The sequence below is a fragment of the Candidatus Pantoea rara genome, assembly GCF_051136265.1.
Taxonomy (GTDB): Bacteria; Pseudomonadota; Gammaproteobacteria; order Enterobacterales; family Enterobacteriaceae; genus Pantoea; species Pantoea rara.
On sequence record NZ_CP194942.1, the window covers coordinates 2,468,322 to 2,489,733 of the forward strand.

Sequence of the window (21,412 nt, forward strand, 5' to 3'; positions counted from 1 at the left end):
GTGCTTAACTCAGGAGTTGATGTGATGGCAGGTCGCCTCTCTGCTGGCTTTTCCAGCAAAGTGCTGCTTTGTCCGACATATTAGCGATTTAAATGTAAGGAAACTTCACATGCTGGCTAAAGTCGCCTTGCTATATGAAGGTTAGCAATGGAATAATGTTTGAGTTTCTTACCTGAAGCATTTCAGGGCAGAAAACGAGCGAAATTGTCATTTTGCCGGATTGAGCAGACACGCAGCAATGGCGTAAGACGTAATGCGAAATCAGGCACTTAGCGGGCTGCGGGTTGCGGCCTGGACAACATGCTGGAATGCACGGGTTTTCTTTATTCTCTCAGGCATTTCCGCTATCTGGTGCTGTTTTCCCTTATGAAAAACAGGCCACCGACGCTATTTGCGCCCCTCGCGCGGTCGACAACCGTGAGGCTGACGACATTGCACTAAGTCACGGGGCCATCGGTTGATACTCGTCCAGGGTAACTATGCCCGCAGCTGTAATCACTCATGAAAGAATAACGAGTAAGTCACGATGAAAAGAATGTTAATAAACGCAACTCAGCAGGAAGAGTTGCGCGTTGCCCTGGTTGACGGTCAACGTCTGTACGATCTGGATATTGAAAGTCCTGGACACGAACAGAAGAAAGCCAACATCTACAAAGGAAAAATCACTCGCATTGAACCCAGCCTTGAAGCTGCGTTTGTCGATTACGGCGCAGAGCGTCACGGTTTCCTCCCTTTAAAAGAAATCTCCCGCGAATACTTCCCTTCCAGCTACAACGCGCATGGTCGTCCGAATATCAAAGAAGTGTTGCGTGAAGGTCAGGAAGTTATTGTTCAGATTGATAAAGAAGAACGCGGCAACAAAGGCGCTGCGCTCACTACCTTTATCTCTCTGGCGGGCAGCTATCTTGTGCTGATGCCGAATAACCCACGTGCAGGCGGTATTTCTCGCCGCATCGAAGGTGACGATCGTACCGAACTGAAAGAAGCGCTGTCGGCGCTGGATTTGCCAGAAGGCATGGGACTGATTGTCCGCACCGCGGGCGTCGGTAAATCCGCCGAATCGCTGCAGTGGGATCTAAGCTTCCGTCTTAAGCACTGGGAAGCGATCAAGAAAGCCGCTGAGAACCGCCCTGCCCCATTCCTGATCCATCAGGAAAGTAACGTCATTGTGCGTGCCTTCCGCGACTATCTGCGCCAGGACATCGGTGAAATCCTTATCGATAACCCGAAAGTTCTGGAACTGGCGCGTCAGCATATCGCGGCGCTGGGCCGTCCTGATTTCAGCAGCAAAATTAAGCTCTACACCGGTGAAATCCCGCTGTTCAGCCACTATCAGATCGAATCGCAAATTGAATCCGCTTTCCAGCGTGAAGTCCGCCTGCCATCTGGTGGCTCAATTGTGATCGACAGTACCGAAGCGCTGACCGCTATCGATATCAACTCAGCACGCGCAACGCGCGGCGGTGACATCGAAGAGACAGCCTTCAACACTAACCTTGAAGCAGCCGATGAGATTGCTCGTCAGCTGCGCCTGCGTGACCTGGGCGGCCTGATCGTTATCGATTACATTGATATGACGCCGGTACGCCATCAGCGTGCGGTTGAGAACCGTCTGCGCGAAGCTGTCCGTCAGGACCGCGCCCGCATTCAAATCAGCCACATTTCACGTTTCGGCCTGCTGGAAATGTCCCGTCAGCGCCTGAGCCCGTCATTAGGTGAATCCAGTCATCACGTCTGCCCACGCTGTAGCGGCACCGGTACCATACGTGATAACGAGTCGCTGGCGCTGTCAATTCTGCGTCTGATTGAAGAAGAAGCGCTGAAAGACAACACTAAAGAGGTTCACGCCATTGTTCCGGTTCAGGTTGCTTCTTACCTGCTGAATGAGAAGCGTGAGGCGGTCAATGCGATTGAAAAACGCCAGGGCGGCGTGCGGGCAATCATTGTGCCTGATGACAAGATGCAGACCCCGCACTATTCCGTGCTGCGCGTGCGCACTGGCGAAGAGACGCAGACCCTGAGCTATCATCTGCCGAAGCTGCATGAAGCCGAAATGGCCATGCCATCAGAAGAAGAACATGCTGAACGCCGTCGCCCTGAGCAGCCTGCTCTGGCCGCGTTTGTCATGCCTGATGCGCCTCCGGCACCGGTTGAAGTTGAGCCAGAAGCACAGCGCGCTGAAGCCCAGCCAGCGGCAAAAGCAGTGGCTGCGCCTGCTACCGTCAGCACCGGTTTCTTCGGACGTTTGCTTGGCGGACTGAAAAAAATGTTCGCAGGCGATGAAGCGCCTGCTGCCGCGCCAGTGGCCGCTGAGGTTGCTGAACCCCAGAAAGCGGCTGAAAGCGAGCAGGAAAGCAACAACGGCCGTGGCGAGCGCCGCAGCAACAATAACAACCGTCGTAACAACAATCGTCGTGAACGTACACCGCGTAATGGTGAAAACGCGCAGTCGCGTGAAGGCCGTGAACCACGCGAAAGTCGTGAGCCGCGCGAAAGCCGTGAACCGCGTGAAAGCCGCGAGCCACGTGAAAATCGCGAGCCGCGCGAGGGCAATAACAACCGTCGTAACAAGCGTGATTCTCAGCCAGGTGACGTTCGCGAAGAGCGCCCGGCACTGAGCGAAGAAGCGCGCCAGCAGCGTGATGAGCAGCAGCAACAGCGCCGTGAACAGCGTGCTGAGCGTCAGCGTCGTCGTCAGGAAGAGAAACGTGCCAGTGAAGAAGCGGCCAAAGTGGCTGAGCAGCCGGAAGTGGTTGCTGAAGTTCTGGACGTGGCCGAGGTGCAGGATGATGAGCGCGTGCAGGTTATGCCGCGTCGTAAGCCGCGCCAGCTGAACCAGAAGGTGCGTGTTGATGATAACCGTCCACCTATGCCAGCCGAAGCCAGTGACTTTGCCCAGCCTGCTGAAGTGCATCAGTCACAGCCTGTTGACGTTGCACAGCCTCAGCCTGAGTTCCAGGCTTCGCAGAGTGACGAGCAGGATGACAACGACAACCGTGATAATGCCAATATGCCGCGTCGCTCACGTCGTTCGCCGCGTCATCTGCGCGTCAGCGGCCAGCGTCGTCGTCGTTACCGTGATGAGCGTTACCCGACTCAGTCAGCGATGCCTCTGGCGGCTGCCGCTGCCTCACCAGAGATGGCATCCGGTAAAGTCTGGATTCGCTATCCGGTAAGCCAGGCCAGCGAAGAGCAGGTTCAGAATGTGACGCATGAGACACCTGCGTACAACGCAGAAGAGACAACAGAGGCCACCCGTGCGCTGCCGGTTGCAGCCGCCGTTGAATCTGTTGCTCAGGAAGCACCGGTGCAGCAGGCTGAGCCACAGGCAGAAACGCCAGTGCCAGTTGTTAATACTGATGACACCCGCGCTATCGACGCCCCGGTTGACGAGCAGCCTTCTGTTGTTCCGGCTGCCGATGAAGCGAAAGCAGAAGCTGTGGCTGCTGAAGCCGTGCCTGCTGAGCCCGTCGCTGAAGCACCCGCTGTGATCCCTGCGGTTGAGACTGTTCAGCCTGCAGACGTTGCACAGCCTGAAGTTGTACAGCCTGCTGTTGAGACTACACAGCCTGCAGAGGTTGCTGAGCAGTCAGCCACCGATGTCAGCGAAGAGATCGCAGCAGAAGTTGAAGAAGTACTGAAAGCACCGGTTGCAGCAGAAGCTGAAACCGCGCCAGTGCGTGAACCTCATGCTCCGGTTGCCGCACGTGATATCGCGCCTGCAGCACCGGTGACGGTGGCCCAGCCTGTAGCATCAGTCCCTGCTGCAGCGGTGCCAAATGACGGTACACGCTGGAAGCACTTTGCGTCTGCGCCGATGACTAAAGCACCTGCGCCAGTCTGGCAGTCAGAGCCTGCTCCGCAGAGTGAATGGGTGCGTGCACCGTATGAGTTTGATGGTCGCGGCTCTGCGGGTGGTCATAGCGCTACCCATCAGGCCACTGCCCCGGCGACCAAGCCGTAACGCATAAGCTGTTGTGAACTGAACCCCGGCCTCTGAGCCGGGGTTTTTTATGGCTGCAATTCTGCCCGTCAGCCGCGTTAAATTAACCCGCTTTGAATACCTGCTGTTCCCGCTGGCAGCTGAATCGCAGGCAAAAAAATCCCACCCTCCTTTATCGGGAGGGTGGGAAAAAGTAAGCGCATCCGGTTAAAGTACGCCTAAAATTTCAGGTCAGACTACGAATTCATCTTGAAAAGTGACATCTTGGACATATCAGTAAAGGTCTTGTAAGACGCCTGAAGTGCTGTCTGCTTCATGGTATAGCTGGACGCCGCTTCAGTTAAATCCACGTTAACCAGGTCACTCATCTGCGAGTTGTAAATGACACTGCGGTCATCGCCCTGGGCATTCAGCGTTCCGATTTCATCAAGCTGGATACCAATTTCAGAACGCACTTTTGAGACATTATCCAGCGAGTTACTCAGCCCGCGGTTGGTTTTATCCATCGCATCCTGGAAGGTCTTTTTGGTTGCCGCGTCCGCATTATCCTGCGGCACTTTCAGTGCAGCAATGGCGCTATCCAGCATCGTAAACATATTGGCTTCACTGGCGCTGCCATCCGGCTCTTTTTTGGCATTACTCGTAATGGACATAAAGATGTCGTCGCCGGTATGCGCCACGGTCATCGTACGGCTGCTATCAACCTTCTGGGTGATCGCCTCGGCGCCGCCTGCGTAACTTACGCCGGTGCCTGCCGTATCAACAAATGGCGCGCTGTCAGTTTTATAACCAGCAAAAATGTAGCGGCCATTGGCATCCTGACTGTTTGCCTGGTTCAGCAACTGGGCACGAATACCTTCCAGCTGAGTGGCAATCGAGCCGCGGTCATTATCGCTCAGCGTACCGGTTGAACCGTTGACGATCAGCGTCTGCGCCGCAGTGATGGCTGTAGTGACGCCTTTCAGCGTATTTTCTTCCAGTGACAGGCCCTGCTCGGCAAAGGTACGCGCCAGCTCATACTGTTTGCCCTGCTGCTGGGTTTGTGACAACACCACAGCACGGGACGCCGCAATCGGATCGTCCGAAGGATTATTCACACGGCGGCCGCTGGAGAGCTCCTCGCCTGATTTCAGCCAGGAGGCCTGTGAGTCAGTGATGCCACGCACCTGCTGCTCAAAAATCATATTTGTACTGATTCGCATGTTATCTCCTGCCCTTAGCGAATATTGATCAATGCATTAAACACAGTGCTGGCAGTCTGCAGCACCTGCGCATTGGCCATGTAATATTGCTGATATTTAGTCAGGTTAGCGTACTCCTCATCGAGGTTTACGCCTGAGACCGATTGCTGGCGGTCAGTCAGCTGACTGACCACGCTTTTCTGTGTATCGCTGGTGGTTGCCAGTGAACTGGTTTTGTTACCCACGCTACTGACGAGGGTAGCGTAAGCCTGTGACAGCGTGGCGTTGCCGCCGACCAGCTTCGCATCCTGCAGGCCCAGCAGTTTTTGCGCATTGCGGTTATCACTCTCACCGCCAACGGCACCTGCTGCAGCCACCTGAGATTCACTGGTGATCGCGACAGACATATCGTTAACCACGTTCTGCACCGGCTTCACCAGGAAACTGTCTTTGGCGGCGGGGGCAGGCGTGCCGGCGACAGTCAGCTTCAGACCATCAAAGCTCAGCGTAGTGTTGCCGCTGGTATCGGTACCCTGCGTGATGGTCACGGCAGTGCTGTCTGAGGCACGCGTGGCGCTCCAGTTAGTGCCGTCAAAGCTGACGTTATAGTTGGTGGCTTTCAGCGCGCTGGTGTCGGTCCACTCTGCAGTGACGGAGGCGGCGGTGCTGTTTTTGTTGTTGCTCACGACCAGCGGGCTGCCGATATTGAAGAAATCGACGCCCTGATTGCCCTTGCTGTCAAAACCCTGCTTATGAACATCGTTAAAGCTGGTGGTAAACGCAGCTGCTAACTGACCCAGCTGGTTCTGCGCAAGATCCAGATCCTGAGTACGGAATGCCAGCAGACCGCCCAGTGAACCGGTGGTGATCAGCTTTTCCGGGATCTCGACGTTGCCCGCCTGCTTATCGACATAGCCGATAGTGGTACGTGTCGGATCGCTGCTGGAAGGCATCGCCACCAGATCGTGAGATTTGTCGCCGTTTACCAGCGTCAGGCCATTCGCCATCGAGACCGTGTAGCCGCCATCCTGCTGCGAGACCGTCACGCCAACCACGTTATTCAGGGTATTCACCAGCTGATCGCGCTTATCGAGCAGATCGTTAGGTGCGGCACCGTTGGCGGTACTCAGTTTGCCAATCTGCTTGTTAAGATCGGCAATCTGGCTGGTAATGGTGTTGACCTGCTTGACGCTGGAACCGACGTCAGCATTGACGCTGTTCTGCATATTGTTCAGATATTGCGCCGATGTCTGGAACTGACTGACCAGACCCTGGGCATTACTGAGCATTGACTGACGCGCTGACGGATCGTTGGCGTTGCTGACCACGTTCTGCAGGTTGGTAAAGAACCCTTGCAGCGAGGTCGACAGGCTGGTCGTCGACGTCGACAACAGATCATCAATGTTTGAAATCTGACTGTGCTGAGTGTTTACCGCGCTGTAGTTCGCGCTTGAACCGCGTAACTGCGTGGCAATAAATGCATCATATTCACGTTGTACACCGGTGATATTCACGCCGTTACCATAATAGCTATTGCCCTGCAGGGTACTGCTCGCCTGCGCCAGTACCGTGGTCTGACGTGAATAGCCCGCCACGGTGTAATTGGAAATGTTGTTACTGGTGGTGCTCAGAGCGGCCTGCGCGGCACTCAATCCGCTCATCGCGGAGTTAATTATGCTGGACATCTCGGTTCCTTACGTTCCCCGTCAACCGGGCTGGCAGACATCAAAGTGGGCGCCAGCAGGCGAAAACGCTTCTGGCTATAGGGATGTTATCGGCTTGCTTAAGTGAAACTTGAGGCGCAAAGATCAGAACAGGTCGCCCATATCCTGGCTGTACGCTTTGACGACTTTGTCGCCCATACTTTTAAACTGCTGAATCATTCCCACCAGCTTTTGCGCATATTTCGGGTCGGTCGCGTAACCTGCCGCCTGCAATGCCTGCGCACCCTGCTCTGCGGATGTGGCGTTGGTAACCGCCGCATAGCGTGGGTTTTTGGTAAGGAGTTTGACGTAGTCAGTCAGCGCCTCGAAATAGGAGTTATAGACGCGGAAGCTGGCATGGACTTTCTTCGCCTCGCCCTGCTCATATTCCGTGGTCATGATATCGGTGGTATCACCTTTCCAGTCGCCGCTGGCTTTAATCCCGAACACGTTGTAGCTCGGTTTGCCGTCGCGGGTCAGGATCTGACGCTGGCCCCAGCCCGATTCCAGCGCAGCCTGCGCCAGAATCAGATGATGAGGAATACCACTTTGCTGACTGGCAGCCTGCGCCGGTTGCGTCAGCTGCGCGATAAATTCGCGGCTGTCGCTGGGCAGGCCCGTTGGTGATGCGACCGGCGGCAGACGCGGCATCGCCTTACGCACAATCTGCTCCAGCTGCTCCGCGGCCATGGGTTTTGCTCCGCTGGTGCTGAGAATAAAACTGTTATCCAGCTTCATCGGCACCGTACCGGCTTTTTCGTCCGGCGCGGTGGCGGGCTGCATCTGTTTGACGATGGTTTCCGCCAGGCCGAGACCGCGCTTACCCATCTCCTGTGCAATCTGCTGGTCATACATAGACGTAAAGAGTTTGGTCTGTTCGTTGCCCATAATGCCGTCCTGCGGCAACGCCTCGCGCATACTCTTTAGCATCATCTGTACAAACATCCCTTCGACCTGACGCGCGACCTGCAACGCCTGTCCTTTCGGATCGCTGCTGGCCTGGCGTTTCAGTTCATTCAGAGAGCGGCTATCAAACGCCGAACTTGTCAGAGATTGCATATCAGCCATCAGATAATTTCCAGTTTGGCACGCAGACAGCCGGCACTCTGCATCGACTGCAGAATCGACATCAGTTCGATAGGTGACGCACCTAGCGCATTCAGCGCACGAACCACGTTGTTCAGGTTAGCGCTGGCATTGACGCGCTGCAGCGCACCGCCGGTCTGACGCAGATCGATCTGTGTCTGTGTCGTTGCCACCGTCTGACCACCGGCCAGTGGTGTGTCAGGCTGACTGACGTTCTGCTGCTGGTTAACTGTCACCGACAGGTTGCCCTGCGCTACAGCACACTGATTCAGCGTCACTTCACGGTTCATAACGACCGAACCGGTTCGGGAGTTAATGATCACTTTGGCATCTTCAACCGGGATCGAGACATCAATGTTCTGGATCTCAGCCAGCAGACGTACCTGCGCACCATTATTGGGTGACACGCGGATCTGTACGGTACGGGCATCCAGCGGCTGTGCTGCGCCGTAACCGCCTCGGGCGTTGATTGCATCCGCAATACGCTGTGCCATCGAGAAATCTTCGCTGTTAAGCTGCAGGTTAATGGTGTTCTGCGAACCAAAGTTGCTCTGCAGTTCACGTTCAACGGTTGCACCGCTGGTAATGCGGCCACCGTTCAGCTGGTTAACCTGGACACTGCTGCCACCCGCTGAGGCACCCGCACCACCGACCAGGATATTACCCTGTGCCAGCGCATAGACCTGGTTATCGACGCCTTTCATCGGCGTCATTAACAGCGTACCGCCGCGCAGACTTTTGGCGTTACCCAGCGATGAGACCACCACGTCCAGGGTCTGACCCTGGCGGGCAAACGACGGCAGTTTTGCGGTGACCATGACGGCCGCCACGTTTTTCAGCTGCATGTTGGTTCCGGTGGGAACCGTGATACCAAGCTGTGACAGCATGTTGCTCACTGTCTGGGTAGTAAATGGCGTCTGAGTGGTCTGGTCACCCGTACCATCCAGCCCCACGACCAGGCCGTAACCCAGCAGCTGGTTATCACGTACGCCCTGTACCGTGGTTAAATCACGAATCAAATCGGCTTTTGCCAGCAGGCTGAAGCCCAGCAGCAGCGCCAGCCCGGCGCGTAACAGCGTTAACTTTTTCATTCAAACCTCTTACATCGGGGAGATGTTCAGGAAGAAACGCTGGAACCAACCCATGGTCTGCGCCTCATTGATGTAACCATTTCCGACGTACTCAATACGTGCATCGGCGACAGCGGTAGATAACACGGCGTTGCTGGCGCTGATGGTGCGTGGGTTGACCACGCCCGAGAAGCGAATGAACTCCGTGCCCTGATTAATGGCAATCTGTTTTTCACCCACCACGTGCAGGTTGCCATTTGACAATACCTGGTCCACGGTGACGGTAATGGTGCCGGTAAAGGTGTTATTGGCGGATGCGCCGCCTTTACCTGCGAAATCGTTTTTGCCTTCGGCGCTGAGATTGGCTTTTTCGCCACCTGCACCTACCAGGCCTGCCAGACCGGTCGGCACCCCGCTTATCCCCAGGCTGTTGCTGCCATCACGGCTGGCATTAGCTGAGGAGCTTTTGCTGGCACTGACGTTTTCCTGCAGCGTGATAGTCAGGGTATCGCCAATGTTGCGTGGACGACGATCTTCGAACAGCGGCTGATAGCCGTAGTTAAGCGGCGCGACGCCCTGGAATATAGAGCCGTTGACCACCGGTGGCGCGGACGGCATAGGTTGCGCTGTAGTTGCACCTTCGACCAGCGGGGTACGCGGGACCAGGGCACATCCGTTAAGAGTTAGCAGCAACGAGGCAACTAACCAATGTCCAGGCTTGAGAATCTGTTGCTTCGCCACGGCGTCACGACCTTATTAATGTCTTTGTTTCAGACCAGCAAGCGCTGGCCCTGTTCGGGATTAAAGCTGCGTTAATTTCGCCAGCATCTGATCAGAGGTACTGATCGCCTTGCTGTTGATTTCGTAGGCGCGCTGCGTCTGGATCATGGAGACCAGCTCTTCCGCCACGTTCACGTTCGAGGTTTCGGTATAACCCTGATAGAGCAGACCCGCGCCGTTCTGGCCTGGAGTGCTGTCCGTGGGTGCGCCCGATGCCTGCGTTTCCTTGTAGAGGTTTTCACCCACGCTATCGAGACCGGCGTCATTCATAAAGGTGCTCAGGGTTAACTGACCTACCTGCGAGGCCTGAGCCTGACCCTGCTGCGTCACGCTGACCACACCATCACGCGACACCGTAATGCTGGTGGCGTTGGCCGGAATAGTAATGCCTGGCTGCACCGGGAAACCGGAGTTGGTTACCAGCTGGCCGTTCTGATCAACCTGAAACGCGCCGTCACGGGTATAGCCAGAGGTGCCATCCGGCATCTGAATCTGGAAATAACCCTGGCCGTTAATGGCGATATCTTTTGAGTTGCTGGTCTGCGACAGGTTGCCCTGAGTATGCAGACGCTCAGTCGTCACCGGACGAACACCGGTACCGATCTGCAAACCGGATGGCAGCGTCGTCTGTTCTGATGACTGGGTGCCCGGCTGGCGCATGGTCTGGTACATCAGGTCTTCGAACACAGCACGTGAACGCTTAAAGCCGTTGGTGCTGACGTTTGCCAGGTTGTTGGCAATGACGTCCATGTTCATCTGCTGCGCATCAAGACCGGTCTTAGCGATCCATAAAGAACGAATCATGTTGTTATCCTCGTGCCTTAGCTCATGCTCAGGAGCTGGTTGGCTTTTTGTTCATTTTCGTCGACGTTGGTGATGACTTTCATCTGCATCTCAAAACGTCGGGCGTTGGCGATCATATCGACCATGGTTTCTACCGGTTTGACGTTGCTGCCTTCCAGCACGCCAGGCATCACCTGCATGGTGGCATCGGCCTGCAGCGCGGCACCGCGGGTCGCCTGCGTCGACGCAGTAGGACGGAACATGCCGTCATCACTGCGCTGCAGTTCCTGCCCGGTGGCCCTGACCAGCTTCAGCTTGCCCAGCTGAACCGTAGCGTTCGGTGAATCACCGGCATTCAGCCCGGTGATCGAGCCGTCCGCAGCAATGGTGATTTCCGTGCCCTGCGGGATCACAATCGGACCGCCATCGCCCATCACAGGATTGCCCTGAACCGTCAGCGTACCGGTCGGACTGATTTGCATATTGCCGTTACGGGTATAGGCTTCGCTGCCGTCAGCGGTACGTACTGCCAGCCAGCCATCCTGCTGCACCGCCACATCGAGCGGACGCTCGGTGTAATCCATCGCGCCCTGACTCATATCGGCGCCCGGTGTAGAGGCGGCGACCAGCGTGCGGGTCGGCAGTGACCAGCCACTCACCGGCACCGCACGCAGCGCATTCAGCTGCGCACGAAAACCCGGTGTAGAGGCGTTGGCGAGGTTGCTGGCGGTAACCGCCTGCTGATCCAGCGTCTGGCTGGCCGCGCCCATCGCGGTATATATCGCGTGATCCATATGGCAATCCTGTTAGCGAATTAACGTAAGTTAACCAGCGTGTTGAGAATCTGGTCCTGAGTTTTGATGGTCTGCGCATTCGCCTGATAGTTACGCTGCGCCACGATCATGTTTACCAGCTCTTTACTCATGTCGACGTTGGAAGATTCCAGTGCGCCGGCCGTCAGTGAACCAAAGGTGCCGGTGTTAGCCAGACCGACTGCTGCCTGACCGGATGCGCTTGACGCCTGCCAGACGTTGTCACCCTGTGACTGCAGACCTTCCGGGTTAGAGAAGCTCGCCAGGACAATCTGACCCAGCAACTGGGTTTTCTGGTTTGAGTAGCTGCCAGTGATGGTGCCGTCATTATTGATTGTGTAGCTGGTCAGATCGCCTGGTGCATAGCCATCCTGCGTTGCACTGTCAAAGGTGATGGCGCCGGTGTTCTGCTGCAGGCTGCCCAGCATGCTCAGGTTGATAGGCTGATTCGCAACCGCGCCATTGGCGCCACCCACGTTCAGCGTCAGGCCGACGGTACCATCCGTCGTGCTGCTGACAACCGCGCCGCTGGCATCCAGTTTAGAGACGCTGGTCAGCTTACCGCTGGTGTCAAACGCCATTCGGAAGTCACCTGCGGAGGTGCCGGTAGCGCCATCAATGGACCGCACGGTCCAGCTGTTGCTGGTGGTGTCTTTTGCGAAATACATGTCGAGCGCATGGTCATTACCCTGCGAGTCGAACACGGTTACCGTGGTTTTCTTGTTGTAGCTGTCTGCGTTTGCCGTCGAGAAGGTGGCCACAGTTGGCGTTGGAGCCGTTGAGTTCAGGTTGGCAACCAGACCAGCGGTGGTGGTAGCACGGGCTGACATCTGCTCGGTAGGAATACGCAGCGCTACCGGGTTAGCACCGGACTGGATAGTGGCCGGTGAACCGCTGGCCGGATAGCCGGTCACGTTCAGACCCTGGGTGTTGACCAGGTTACGGTTGGCATCCAGCGTTAACTGACCATTACGTGAATAGAAAACGCCGCCGCTGCTGTCGGTCATACGGAAGAAACCGTTACCGCTCAGCGCAACGTCCAGGCCACGGCTGGTGGTAGTGGTTGCACCGTCGTTAAAGTTCTGGATTACCGCAGCCACTTTGGTGCCGAGGCCGACGTTAGAACCGGCAAACATATCGGCAAACGCGATGGTGCTGGATTTAAAGCCCGCTGTTGCGGAGTTAGCAATGTTGTTACCGATGACATCAAGGTTACTTGAAGCAGCACCAAGGCCGCTGACCGCTTGGGAAAATGACATTTATTTGTTTCCTGTCTACAGGTTAATCAGAGAATCTGACGTACGTCGTCAAGGGTGGCGGAGCCCATAGTGCCGAGATCCAGTTTTGTGGTGTTGTTCGCTGTACTCACCCCATTGACGTAGGCGTAGTTAAGCGGTTGTGCCACCAGCTGTGTGTTGCCATTGCTTGCAGCAATCGCAACGCTGTATTTACCATCCGGCGCGACAGAGCCATCAGTCAGCTTGCCGTCCCACGAGAAGGTGTGCACGCCAGCGCTGAGCGCGCCCAGATCGACGGTGTTGATTACCGAGCCATTGGCATCTGTAATGGTGGCCGATGCGCCGGTTGAGGCAGAGGCAAGCTCAACGCCAAATGGCGTTGTGGTGCCCTTGCCGACCAGAATCTGTCCGCCATTGACCATCACGCCATGCCCAATCAGCGTGGAGCTCTGCAGCGACTGGCTGGTGGTGATCTGGCCGGAGATCGATCCCAGCGTGGTGTTCAGTTTTTCAATGCCGCTCAGGGTATTGATCTGTGCCAGCTGCGTGGTGAGCTGGCTGTTATCCATTGGATTGGTTGGATCCTGGTTCTTTAACTGCGTCACCAGCATGGTCAGGAACTGGTTCTGCAGATCCTGCGCATTGTTGCCGGTGCCACTGGTGTTGGAAGAGCTGAGGACCGTGGGGTCCAGCCTTTCGTTAACGCCTACCGCGATAGCCATAAATTTTCTCCGTTATTGCCCGAGGGTCAGGGTTTTCATCATCATCGACTTCACGGTGTTGAGCACTTCGACGTTGGCCTGGTAACTGCGTGACGCCGACATGGTGTTGACGCTTTCAGAAACCACATCCACGTTCGGCATCTTCACGTAGCCTTTGGCATCTGCCATCGGATTACCTGGGTCATAGACCAGCTTCGCTGGCGTGGGGTCATCCACGACTCTTGCCACTTTCACGCCACCGGTGGCGGAGCCTGGCGCTGCATCGGTCTGGAAGACCACCTGCTTGGCCACATAAGGCTTACCATCGGGGCCGGTGACGCTGTCGGCGTTCGCCAGGTTACTGGCACTGACGTTTAATCGCTGTGATTGCGCGGTCATCGCTGAGCCGGCAATGTCAAAAATATTCAGCAAGGCCATAATTATTGCCCTTGTAACACGCTCATCATGCCTTTGATCTGGCTACTGATGAGGGTGAGGTCGGTTTGATATTTCAGGCTGTTATCCGCGAACTGCGTACGCTCACGGTCCATATCTACGGTATTGCCGTCGGCAGAAGGCTGATCGGGAATGCGATAAAGCATATCCATTGATGGCGCGCCGTTTGTCTGTGCTTCAATGTGGCGAGCTGACGTGACTTTTAACGCCATGCTGCTGCCTTCCGCACGGCCATTGGACATCACCCGACTCAGCTCGCTTGCAAAGTCGATATCCCGGGCCTGATAACCAGGGGTATCGGCGTTGGCAATATTTGACGCCAGGATCTCCTGACGTTGAGCACGCAGGTTGAGGGCCTCCGTACCAAATTTCAGCGCCGCATCCAGTTTGTCGAGCATGTTTCCTCCGCGTATGAGAATTTTGAGTTCTCAGCTTAATTTGAAAAAGCAAGGCGTCATCGTCTGAATAGGGCCTCAAATGACCGCTATTTTGACAATTAAGGATTTTTCTTAAGGGGTACACTCGTCGCCATCATCAGTGAGGAAATGCACAATGCGTCGATATCTGACCCTGTTGACCAGTCTGCTGGTCGTGATCGCCCTGCCCGCTTCTGCCGGGGATCTCAATGCACAACTTAATCAATTTTTTAAAGCGCGTGACGCCCAGCATGCTGGTGGCATGGTCGTAGTGGTTCGCACGCCAAAAGAGCAGTGGCCAGTCTGTGAAACGCCAACGTTCACTCTGCCCGGCAACAGCCGGTTGTGGGGCAATATGAGCGTGGCGGCAAACTGCGATGAGAATCGCCGTTATATCCAGGTTCAGGTTCAGGTCACCGGTTCTTATCTGGTGGCGAACCGGTTGCTGAGCCAGGGCAGTAGCGTCAGCGAGAGTGATTTCACTCTGCAGACCGGCCGCCTGGATACCCTTCCCGCCCGCGCCCTGCTGAATGCTGACTCGGTCGCAGATGCGGTGGTACTGCGCGATATCCAGCCCGGACAGCCAATTAATCCGTCTACGCTGCGTCAGCCATGGCGGGTCAAGGCGGGACAGAATGTGATGGTGATTGCCAGTGGCGATGGATTTGACGCCAGCGGTGAGGGCAAAGCGCTGAATAACGCCGCCCGATCTCAGTCGGTCCGGGTCAGGATGGGAAATGGCCAGGTTGTCAGCGGTAAAGTACGAGAAGATGGGAATATTCTTATAACGCTGTAAAGTGTTAAAGATGCCCTTAGTGCTGCCGATAGAAGAATCAACGAAGCGATAACGCTATTCTGATTCAGGTGGCAGACTTCCCCCTGACCGTACAGGAGCTTGAACATGAGCATTGACAGAACGCAACCTCTGAAACCCGCCAGCACCGTACAGAGCCGCGATAGCAGTGAGTCCGGTAACAGCAAAGTGCGCCAGAGCGCCAGTCCGGTGGCAGCAGCCACGACCCCTGCAGCAGCCCAGGTGAGCCTGAGCAGCGCGCAGTCGCAGCTGATGCAGCCGAGCAGCAAAGATATTAACGTCGAGCGCGTTGAACAATTGAAAACCGCCATTCGTAATGGCGAACTGAAGATGGATACCGGCAAAATCGCCGATGCGCTGATTGCCGACACCAAGGCGTATTTAGAGGGTAATTAATTCCCATGAGTAATTTGCAGACCACATTAGATAAGATGCAGGACGTGCTGGCGTCGCTGTCAGCCGTGCTGGAAGAAGAGCAGCAGCAACTGGCTGCCGGAAACATTAACAGTAACCTGCTGCAGCGTATCACCGAGGACAAAAGCGCGCTGCTCAGCACGCTGAACTATCTGGATGAGATGCGCCGCACCGCTGAACAGAGTCATGCGACATCGGCACCTTATCGTGGGCAGAACGACATGGCGCGCCGCTGGGAAAGTATCCAGCAGCACTCCCGTCGCCTGCAGGATGCCAATGTCCATAATGGCATGCTGCTGCAACATCAGATTCGCTACACCGAAAATGCGCTTGAAGTACTGAAGCCACATCAGACCCAGGCCTTTTATGGCCCGGATGGCATGGGTAAAGGTCAGGCAACGTTAAGCCGTAAAGCCTGAGCCAGAAAGTCGCGTAAAAAAATCCCGCCTTGTGCGGGATTTTTTTGTCTGATTTAAGGCCCTGACTTACACAGTCGTGCGCCGTGCATAGTCGCGCAGCCGGAAGCCCAGCAGCCCCAGCGCCAGGAAATAAGCCCCGCCGCCCACGGCACAGACCGCCGCCAGACGCAGCAGTCGCCACAGCATCGTTCCCTGCTCCCATGCGGGCATCCACTGCAGCATCGCAAACAGCGCGCCGGCCATCACCACCACCGCGATCAGCAGGCGGATCAGGAAGCTACTCCAGCCCGGCTGTGGCATAAAGATCTTCTGCTTACGCAGTTGCCAGTAGAGTAGCCCCGCATTCAGGCAGGCCGCCAGGCCAATCGACAGTGACAGACCGGCATGTTTTAGCGGGCCAATGAACGCCAGGTTCATTAACTGCGTCATGATCAGCGTGATAATCGCGATCTTAACCGGGGTTTTGATGTCCTGGCGGGAATAGAAGCCCGGTGCCAGCACCTTGACCACGATCAGCCCCATCAGTCCGACGGAGTAGGCAATCAGGGCGCGCTGCGTCATCAGGGCATCAAAAGCATTGAATTTACCGTACTGGAACAGCGCTACAGTCAGCGGGCCGGAGAGCATCCCCAGCGCAACAGCACTTGGCAGCGCCAGCAGGAAGCAAAGGCGCAGACCCCAGTCCATCAGTCGTGAATATTCATCATGGTTGCCGCTGGCGAAGCTTTTGGCCAGCGACGGCAGGAGAATGGTGCCCAGTGCCACGCCCAGCACGCCGGAAGGGAACTCCATCAGGCGGTCGGCGTAGTACATCCAGGAAACTGAACCTGAAACCAGGAACGAGGCGAAGATGGTGTTGATGATTAGCGAGATCTGGCTGACCGAGACACCCAGAATGGCGGGGCCCATCTGACGCATAACCCGCCAGACGCCCGCGTCACGCAGATTCAGACGCGGCAGCACCAGCATCCCGAGTTTCTTCAGGTGTGGCAGCTGATAGCCGAGTTGCAACACACCACCCGCCACCACAGCCCAGGCCAGCGCCATAACCGGTGGATGGAAGTGTGGCGCGGCAAACAGCGCAAAGCCAATCATGCTGACGTTCAGCAGGGTCGGCGCAAAGGCTGGCACCGAGAAGCGATTCCAGGTGTTCAGCACTGCACCCGCCAGCGACGCCAGCGAAATCAGCATAATGTAGGGGAAGGTCACCCGCAGCAGCGAGCTGGTCAGCGCGAACTTATCGGGACTGTCGGCAAAGCCGGGAGCCGTAACCATGATGACCCAGGGCGCAGCGATCATGCCCGCCACAGTGACCAGCGCCAGCGCCAGCGTCAGCAGGCCCGAGACGTAAGCCAGGAAGAGTCTGGTCGCCTCTTCGCCCTGCTTACTTTTGTATTCAGCCAGAATCGGCACGAAGGCCTGAGAAAATGCGCCCTCAGCAAAAATACGCCGCAGCAGATTGGGAAGTTTAAACGCAACAAAGAACGCATCGGTCGCCATTCCGGCGCCAAACACCCGCGCCACGATGGCATCACGGGCAAAGCCCAGTACGCGGGAAAACAGGGTCATTGAACTGACCGCTGCCAGCGATTTCAACAAATTCATAATTGACGGCGCATCCTGAAAAGAATCGGCAAAAAAGGAGAATTAGCGCGGGCTCCTGAGGATGCCCGGCGACAGTCTACTGCCACGGAGGGAAATGACCAGCACGGAGTGTTACAAGGCGTTATTCGCGGGTCGCCTCACGCCACAGTTTTTCCACCACACGCTGCGCCATCAGTGCCTGCTCACCGCTGGTTTCAGGCTTCGTCTGATTTTGTACACAGTCGATAAAATGGCGGACTGCACCAGTGAAACCTCGCTGGGTCAGATGGCTCTGCCAGGCGGGTGGTGGCGTGATCAGCAGGCCACCGCTGCTTTCTTCCTGCCAGTCGCGCATCTCACTGATGTCAATGCACTTACCATTGCACACCGCGCTGATCCTCTCGCGCTGACTACCTGCGCGCCGATGCATGCTGGTGGTGATCGTTAATCCTTCAATGCTGAAATGGTGCTCGGCATAAAGCATCTGGCCCTGTTCGTTGGTGTCGATGCGTCCCTGAACCTGGCGCAACGGCTTACCGCCCAGCCAGAGTGCGGTGTCCACCACATGCAGATAGTCGTCGAGCAGGGTAAAACGGAGATCCTGGGGGCCGACGCTGTCGCTACGGTGCTTTTCAATCCGCAGAGAGGCGGCGTCAGCCATCTCCACCCGCAGCTGCTGATAGCGTGGGGCGAACCGGCGGTTAAAGGCCACCATCAGTTTACGCTGCCGTTTTTCCGCCAGCGCCACCAGCGCTTCAGCCTGCTCCAGGGTTTCGGCCAGCGGCTTATCGACGCAGACATCTTTTCCTGCCAGCAGCAGCGCCCTGACCACTTCATAGTGCGTGGCGGTGCTGCTATGCACAAAAATCGCGTCACAGGCAGCCGCCAGATCATTCAGCGAACTAAAACATTGCATGCGATAGTGGTCACAGATCGGACGCGCTTTGGTCTGGTTCGGAGAAAATGCGCCCACCAGCGTCCAGTCTGTCGCCGCCGACAGCACCGGCAGCCAGGCTTTCTGGGCGATCCCCCCTAATCCCACCACGCCAATACGTATTGTCATCTCAGCTCTCCGATTGCAGTAGTTGGGTGAGTTGGGCCTGAAGCTCGGTGACCTGCTGCTCCAGGGTGGCAACGCGTGCCGCCAGATCGCCCTGCTCTTCCGGCGCGTCAGCGGCCTGCGGCTGATCACTTTCATCACCCAGCAGATGTATAAAGCGGCTTTCACGCTTGCCAGGCTCACGCGCCAGACGGATCACCTGAGCGCTGTCGTCGCGCTGCATCAGGCCTTCCAGTGTCTGCTCAACTTCGCTGACGTCACTGAACTCGTGCAGACGACCGCTGCGGGTGCGTAACTCGCCCGGCGTCTGGGGGCCGCGCAATAGCAGCAGGGTCAGCACGGCAAATTCTGCGCTGTTGAGCTGTAGCGTGCCAAACGCGGAGTTACAGAAACGCTGCTCATATTTCACCACCCGCTGTCCGGCGGCGCTGCTGGCGGTGATGAGATGCCGTTTTTCCAGCAGGTCGAGCTGATTCTGTACCTCGCTTTCACTCAGTTCCATCACCGGCTCGCGGTTCGATTTCTGGTTACAGGCTACCACGACACCGTTTAGTGACAGCGGATACTGTTCCGGCGTCGTCACCTGCTTCTCCAGCAGGCAGCCCAGCACGCGCATTGCCTGCGCCGATAAAACCCTCTTCATGCTCGCATCCTCATTTTTATCCACGCCGATCAGGCGTCCATTCCCGCAGGGTTAAGGCTGTCAGCACGTGATCCTGCCAGCGCCCGTCGATGAGCAGATAGTCTTTGGCGTAACCCTCTTTCTCAAACCCGAGTCGCGCCAGCAGATCGCCGCTGCGCTGGTTATGCGGCATGTAGTTCGCCATGATGCGGTGAATATGCTGCTGGCGCTGCATATAGCGGATAGCCGCCTGCAACGCTTCAAACATCAGACCCTGTCCCTGCCACTTTTCACCCAGTGAATAGCCGAGGTAACAGGCGTGAAACGATCCACGCAGCACGTTGCTGAAGTTCGCCACGCCCCGCACTTCGGTTTCATCGCTGTCCATGAGAATGAAATAGAAGGCCGTTCCCTGTTTATGCATGTCGGAAATCAGCCCGAGCCGTGCCTGCCAGCCCGACGGGTAGCAGTGGCTGTCATCGCGCACCGGTTCCCAGGGTTTTAAAAACAGGCGGTTTTCCGAATAGTAATCTGCCATTCGCCAGGCATCACGTTCGTGAACCAGACGGACCACCAGACGATCGGTGGTGAGTCGCACCCTGGGCGCGGCAGAACGATAGCCAAACATCCTGACTCCTGAAATCAATGGCTGATAGAGCTGAGCCGTCATTACCCGGCTTTCACTATAACCGCCGCCTGGGCTGCGGTAAAACGTTACAGCGGTTTCGCCATAAAGAGATTGATTTTGTTCTGTTATCACAGCGCTTAACAAAAGGAGCTGTCTGCTTCAGCCACCCATCCTGTCACGCATCAGGCAAGCCGGTTTGCCCTGTGGGGTAATCTCTTCCATACTTTTTATGAGCCCGAAAACAGGACGAATTTATTCACTCTGTTAAACAGTAAACCTCTAAACCCGGGAGATCAGGATGAAGCTCTATATCTATGACCACTGCCCTTTCTGTGTTAAAGCGCGAATGATTTTTGGCCTGAAAAACAAGCCGGTTGAGCTGGTGGTAATGCTCAACGACGATGAAGAGACGCCGAAAAGACTGATTGGTCAGAAAATGGCACCGATTCTGCAGAAGCAGGATGGCAGCGCGATGCCTGAAAGCATGGAGATTGTGCATTATATCGATCAGCAGGATCGTGAACCGCTGATCACCGGCGCGCTGAACCCGGCGATTGGCGACTGGCTGCGTCACATGAACAGCTACGTTAATAAGCTGCTGCTGCCGCGTATTGCAGATGCCGCGTTTGCCGAATTCGCCACCCCGGATGCGCGTAACTATTTCCGTACCAAAAAGCAGGCAAGCATCGGTGATTTTGACGCGCTGAAAAGTCACTCGGCCGGGCTGATTAAAAATGTCAGCCAGGACCTGCGTAAGCTGGACAATTTAATCGAACAGCCCAATGCGGTGAACGGCGAGCTGTCAGAAGATGATTTTAATCTCTTTCCCCTGCTACGTTCACTGACGCTGGTGGCCGGTATCGACTGGCCTGCACGGGTTGCTGACTACCGCGATAATATGGCCAAACAAACGCAGGTGAATCTGCTCTCCTCGATGGCCCACTAACCCTGCCGCGATGAGAGACGCTGCGGCGTTTCTCATCTCTTTCCTGATGACACCCGCCACGCATTCAGGCAGGCTATGGCCTGTTTACTGGCTCTGATATTCAGGATAAAAACGATGAAAAAGGCATTTTTCGGGCTGACGGCCCTGTTGGTCGTGCTGTTGGTGAGTGGCTGTAATCAACTGACGCAGTACACGATCAGCGAACAGGAAGTGAATCAGGCCCTGCAGAAGCATAACAACTACGAGAAAGATATTGGCGTCTCCGGACTGGTTAACGCACACATCGTGCTGAACAACCTGACCAGTCAGATTGGCCGTGAAGATCCGGGTAAAGTAACGCTCTCCGGCAGCGCTAAAATCAACGTGACTTCACTGTTTGGTCCTCAGCAGGCGGATATGCAACTGAAAATGCGTGCTCAGCCGGTCTATGATCAGCAGCAGGGCGCCATCTATCTGCGCGATCTGGAGATTATTGATGCGCAGGTTGCCCCGGAAAAAATGGCCTCAATCATGAAGACGCTGACGCCTTACCTGAATCAGTCGCTGAAAGGCTATTTCGATCAGACTCCGGCATACGTCCTGAGTGCTGACCGCAGTAAAGGCGAGTCGCTGGCGAAGAAGTTTGCCAAAGGGCTGGAAGTGAAACCCGGCGAACTCGTCATCCCCTTTACGCAGTAACCCCCGATCTCCGCGCCACCTGGCGCGGATTTTCTTTGTCAGCATAAAAAGCAGGTGCAAACGGTTGCCTGAATCCTT

The 21,412-nt window shown here is 56.1% G+C and carries 22 protein-coding genes; 7 read left to right on the forward strand and 15 right to left on the reverse strand.

Annotated features, from left to right (window positions below; translation table 11 throughout):
• Positions 1–526 precede the first annotated feature (526 nt).
• Together rne and ACR8BF_RS11645 are read left to right on the forward strand one after the other, a co-directional pair.
• Positions 527–3,964, forward strand: coding sequence for a ribonuclease E (gene rne, locus ACR8BF_RS11640; protein ID WP_434744985.1), 3,438 nt, complete (start codon positions 527–529; stop codon positions 3,962–3,964).
• Between the two features lie 49 nt (positions 3,965–4,013).
• Positions 4,014–4,154 (forward strand): hypothetical protein, encoded by a 141-nt coding sequence (locus ACR8BF_RS11645; protein WP_179896072.1) that lies wholly within the window; start codon positions 4,014–4,016, stop codon positions 4,152–4,154.
• Between the two features lie 25 nt (positions 4,155–4,179).
• Here the strand turns inward: ACR8BF_RS11645 and flgL are convergent, their stop codons facing one another.
• The 11 genes from flgL to flgB form a co-directional block, all read right to left on the reverse strand.
• Positions 4,180–5,145, reverse strand: a complete 966-nt coding sequence (gene flgL, locus ACR8BF_RS11650) for a flagellar hook-associated protein FlgL (protein ID WP_292990955.1) — start codon at positions 5,143–5,145, stop codon at positions 4,180–4,182.
• Positions 5,146–5,159: 14 nt separating this feature from the next.
• Positions 5,160–6,809, reverse strand: a complete 1,650-nt coding sequence (flgK, locus tag ACR8BF_RS11655) for a flagellar hook-associated protein FlgK (protein WP_434744986.1) — start codon at positions 6,807–6,809, stop codon at positions 5,160–5,162.
• Between the two features lie 123 nt (positions 6,810–6,932).
• Entirely contained in the window at positions 6,933–7,895 is a 963-nt protein-coding gene (gene flgJ / locus ACR8BF_RS11660) for a flagellar assembly peptidoglycan hydrolase FlgJ (protein WP_179896075.1), read from the reverse strand.
• A complete protein-coding gene (locus ACR8BF_RS11665) occupies positions 7,895–9,004 on the reverse strand; it encodes a flagellar basal body P-ring protein FlgI (protein ID WP_313701755.1) in 1,110 nt (369 codons plus the stop codon). The genes flgJ and ACR8BF_RS11665 overlap by 1 nt, the downstream gene beginning before the upstream one ends.
• Before the next feature lie 9 nt (positions 9,005–9,013).
• A complete protein-coding gene (locus tag ACR8BF_RS11670; RefSeq protein ID WP_179896077.1) occupies positions 9,014–9,724 on the reverse strand; it encodes a flagellar basal body L-ring protein FlgH in 711 nt (236 codons plus the stop codon).
• Positions 9,725–9,784: 60 nt separating this feature from the next.
• Positions 9,785–10,567: a flagellar basal-body rod protein FlgG gene (gene flgG, locus ACR8BF_RS11675; protein WP_179896078.1), complete on the reverse strand. Its 783-nt coding sequence runs from the start codon at positions 10,565–10,567 to the stop codon at positions 9,785–9,787.
• A 17-nt stretch (positions 10,568–10,584) separates the two neighbouring features.
• Positions 10,585–11,340, reverse strand: coding sequence for a flagellar basal body rod protein FlgF (locus ACR8BF_RS11680; RefSeq protein ID WP_179896079.1), 756 nt, complete (start codon positions 11,338–11,340; stop codon positions 10,585–10,587).
• A 20-nt stretch (positions 11,341–11,360) separates the two neighbouring features.
• Complete coding sequence (gene flgE, locus ACR8BF_RS11685; RefSeq protein WP_179896080.1) at positions 11,361–12,617, reverse strand: flagellar hook protein FlgE; 1,257 nt, start codon at positions 12,615–12,617, stop codon at positions 11,361–11,363.
• A 26-nt stretch (positions 12,618–12,643) separates the two neighbouring features.
• Complete coding sequence (flgD, locus tag ACR8BF_RS11690) at positions 12,644–13,318, reverse strand: flagellar hook assembly protein FlgD (protein ID WP_179896081.1); 675 nt, start codon at positions 13,316–13,318, stop codon at positions 12,644–12,646.
• Positions 13,319–13,330: 12 nt separating this feature from the next.
• A complete protein-coding gene (gene flgC / locus ACR8BF_RS11695; RefSeq protein WP_010246371.1) occupies positions 13,331–13,735 on the reverse strand; it encodes a flagellar basal body rod protein FlgC in 405 nt (134 codons plus the stop codon).
• A 2-nt stretch (positions 13,736–13,737) separates the two neighbouring features.
• Positions 13,738–14,151 carry a flagellar basal body rod protein FlgB gene (gene flgB, locus ACR8BF_RS11700; RefSeq protein WP_003849889.1) on the reverse strand — a complete coding sequence of 138 codons (414 nt, stop codon included), beginning with the start codon at positions 14,149–14,151 and terminating at the stop codon, positions 13,738–13,740.
• A gap of 154 nt (positions 14,152–14,305) precedes the next feature.
• Here flgB and flgA point away from each other — a divergent pair, with 154 nt between their 5' ends.
• The 3 genes from flgA to flgN all read left to right on the forward strand — a co-directional run bounded on the left by flgA (position 14,306) and on the right by flgN (position 15,816).
• Positions 14,306–14,965, forward strand: a complete 660-nt coding sequence (gene flgA / locus ACR8BF_RS11705) for a flagellar basal body P-ring formation chaperone FlgA (protein ID WP_179896082.1) — start codon at positions 14,306–14,308, stop codon at positions 14,963–14,965.
• A gap of 105 nt (positions 14,966–15,070) precedes the next feature.
• The gene (flgM, locus tag ACR8BF_RS11710) at positions 15,071–15,379 is read left to right on the forward strand and encodes a flagellar biosynthesis anti-sigma factor FlgM (RefSeq protein WP_090962252.1); all 309 of its coding nucleotides are present in this window, start codon (positions 15,071–15,073) and stop codon (positions 15,377–15,379) included.
• Between the two features lie 5 nt (positions 15,380–15,384).
• Positions 15,385–15,816 carry a flagellar export chaperone FlgN gene (gene flgN, locus ACR8BF_RS11715; RefSeq protein WP_179896083.1) on the forward strand — a complete coding sequence of 144 codons (432 nt, stop codon included), beginning with the start codon at positions 15,385–15,387 and terminating at the stop codon, positions 15,814–15,816.
• Positions 15,817–15,882: 66 nt separating this feature from the next.
• On the opposite strand, the gene murJ is transcribed toward flgN, so the two are convergent.
• From murJ to rimJ, 4 genes are all read right to left on the reverse strand, one after another.
• Positions 15,883–17,421: a murein biosynthesis integral membrane protein MurJ gene (murJ, locus tag ACR8BF_RS11720; RefSeq protein ID WP_179896084.1), complete on the reverse strand. Its 1,539-nt coding sequence runs from the start codon at positions 17,419–17,421 to the stop codon at positions 15,883–15,885.
• A gap of 121 nt (positions 17,422–17,542) precedes the next feature.
• Positions 17,543–18,463 (reverse strand): Gfo/Idh/MocA family protein, encoded by a 921-nt coding sequence (locus ACR8BF_RS11725; RefSeq protein WP_434744987.1) that lies wholly within the window; start codon positions 18,461–18,463, stop codon positions 17,543–17,545.
• A 1-nt stretch (position 18,464) separates the two neighbouring features.
• Positions 18,465–19,103 carry a YceH family protein gene (locus ACR8BF_RS11730; protein ID WP_179896086.1) on the reverse strand — a complete coding sequence of 213 codons (639 nt, stop codon included), beginning with the start codon at positions 19,101–19,103 and terminating at the stop codon, positions 18,465–18,467.
• 16 nt (positions 19,104–19,119) lie between these two features.
• Entirely contained in the window at positions 19,120–19,710 is a 591-nt protein-coding gene (gene rimJ / locus ACR8BF_RS11735; RefSeq protein WP_179896087.1) for a ribosomal protein S5-alanine N-acetyltransferase, read from the reverse strand.
• Positions 19,711–20,008: 298 nt separating this feature from the next.
• Between rimJ and grxB the strand changes: the two genes are divergently transcribed.
• Both grxB and ACR8BF_RS11745 read left to right on the forward strand, forming a co-directional pair.
• Positions 20,009–20,656 (forward strand): glutaredoxin 2, encoded by a 648-nt coding sequence (gene grxB, locus ACR8BF_RS11740; RefSeq protein ID WP_434744988.1) that lies wholly within the window; start codon positions 20,009–20,011, stop codon positions 20,654–20,656.
• Between the two features lie 114 nt (positions 20,657–20,770).
• A complete protein-coding gene (locus ACR8BF_RS11745; RefSeq protein WP_179896089.1) occupies positions 20,771–21,334 on the forward strand; it encodes a lipoprotein in 564 nt (187 codons plus the stop codon).
• The last annotated feature ends 78 nt before the right edge of the window (positions 21,335–21,412 follow it).

Coding starts and splice junctions, on each gene's coding strand:
- rne (WP_434744985.1), top strand. CDS start 527: ATGAAAAGAATGTTAATAAACGCAACTCAGCAGGAAGAGTTGCGCGTT.
- ACR8BF_RS11645 (WP_179896072.1), top strand. CDS start 4,014: ATGGCTGCAATTCTGCCCGTCAGCCGCGTTAAATTAACCCGCTTTGAA.
- flgL (WP_292990955.1), bottom strand. CDS start 5,145: ATGCGAATCAGTACAAATATGATTTTTGAGCAGCAGGTGCGTGGCATC.
- flgK (WP_434744986.1), bottom strand. CDS start 6,809: ATGTCCAGCATAATTAACTCCGCGATGAGCGGATTGAGTGCCGCGCAG.
- flgJ (WP_179896075.1), bottom strand. CDS start 7,895: ATGGCTGATATGCAATCTCTGACAAGTTCGGCGTTTGATAGCCGCTCT.
- ACR8BF_RS11665 (WP_313701755.1), bottom strand. CDS start 9,004: ATGAAAAAGTTAACGCTGTTACGCGCCGGGCTGGCGCTGCTGCTGGGC.
- flgG (WP_179896078.1), bottom strand. CDS start 10,567: ATGATTCGTTCTTTATGGATCGCTAAGACCGGTCTTGATGCGCAGCAG.
- ACR8BF_RS11680 (WP_179896079.1), bottom strand. CDS start 11,340: ATGGATCACGCGATATATACCGCGATGGGCGCGGCCAGCCAGACGCTG.
- flgE (WP_179896080.1), bottom strand. CDS start 12,617: ATGTCATTTTCCCAAGCGGTCAGCGGCCTTGGTGCTGCTTCAAGTAAC.
- flgD (WP_179896081.1), bottom strand. CDS start 13,318: ATGGCTATCGCGGTAGGCGTTAACGAAAGGCTGGACCCCACGGTCCTC.
- flgC (WP_010246371.1), bottom strand. CDS start 13,735: ATGGCCTTGCTGAATATTTTTGACATTGCCGGCTCAGCGATGACCGCG.
- flgB (WP_003849889.1), bottom strand. CDS start 14,151: ATGCTCGACAAACTGGATGCGGCGCTGAAATTTGGTACGGAGGCCCTC.
- flgA (WP_179896082.1), top strand. CDS start 14,306: ATGCGTCGATATCTGACCCTGTTGACCAGTCTGCTGGTCGTGATCGCC.
- flgM (WP_090962252.1), top strand. CDS start 15,071: ATGAGCATTGACAGAACGCAACCTCTGAAACCCGCCAGCACCGTACAG.
- flgN (WP_179896083.1), top strand. CDS start 15,385: ATGAGTAATTTGCAGACCACATTAGATAAGATGCAGGACGTGCTGGCG.
- murJ (WP_179896084.1), bottom strand. CDS start 17,421: ATGAATTTGTTGAAATCGCTGGCAGCGGTCAGTTCAATGACCCTGTTT.
- ACR8BF_RS11725 (WP_434744987.1), bottom strand. CDS start 18,463: ATGACAATACGTATTGGCGTGGTGGGATTAGGGGGGATCGCCCAGAAA.
- ACR8BF_RS11730 (WP_179896086.1), bottom strand. CDS start 19,103: ATGAAGAGGGTTTTATCGGCGCAGGCAATGCGCGTGCTGGGCTGCCTG.
- rimJ (WP_179896087.1), bottom strand. CDS start 19,710: ATGTTTGGCTATCGTTCTGCCGCGCCCAGGGTGCGACTCACCACCGAT.
- grxB (WP_434744988.1), top strand. CDS start 20,009: ATGAAGCTCTATATCTATGACCACTGCCCTTTCTGTGTTAAAGCGCGA.
- ACR8BF_RS11745 (WP_179896089.1), top strand. CDS start 20,771: ATGAAAAAGGCATTTTTCGGGCTGACGGCCCTGTTGGTCGTGCTGTTG.